The sequence below is a fragment of the Sphingopyxis sp. GW821-FHT12F08 genome (assembly GCF_058806755.1).
This window is the reverse complement of sequence record NZ_JBXAQA010000015.1, coordinates 1-659: the sequence shown is the minus strand read 5'-3', so window position 1 is coordinate 659 and position 659 is coordinate 1. Positions and strand designations below refer to the sequence as shown.

At 69.0% G+C, this 659-nt stretch carries 1 pseudogene; it reads left to right on the top strand.

Annotation, left to right across the window (positions count from 1 at the left end):
* Positions 1–647, top strand: a pseudogene (locus tag AC1RNQ_RS21435) (hypothetical protein); the annotation flags it as partial.
* Positions 648–659 lie beyond the last annotated feature (12 nt).

The window sequence follows — 659 nt, the reverse complement described above, 5'->3', positions numbered from 1 at the left end:
GCGAAGAGGATCGCAGCTTCGTCAAGCGCCGCCGCCTCGACGCGCGCCTCGGCCTCGCGATGCTCGCGCGCCTCGACAAGATGGTCGAAACCCGCGCCCGCGCCGGCGAGGAGATGCTGGCGCAGATCATCGCCGGCGACTGGCCGGGCTTCCTGACGCTGTTCGACGTCGATCCCGGGGCGCAGGACAGCACGGGCCGCGCCGCCGCGCTCGCGCTCTGGCTCGCCGCCCGCGACAACCGCGCCAACCCCGTGGCCGCACTTTGGCAGAACACCGCAATCGCGGATGAAGTTGCGCAGTTTTCCGCCGATCCCGATCCCGCGCCGCTGCCCGAGGCGACCCCCGAGGAAGAGGCCGAGGCGATGCTCGTCTGGCTCGACGAGGACAGGAACGAGCTGCGCACCAATTTCCCGCCATCGGACGCTTTCATCGGCGACGAGGAGGGCCAGTTCGGCGATCCCGATTACGAACGCACCCTCGATCCCGACGAGATCACCGCTTATGAAAACGTCCGCAACGCCGAAATCGCGCCGCTCCGCCACGCCGGCCACGTTGCCCGCTGCGCCTTCTTCGGCCTGCCGGCGAACGACCGCGAGGGTGGCGACGCAAAGGGTTCGCGCAAAGACGCGAAGACGCAAAAGGGGTGAGGCCTGAAAGGG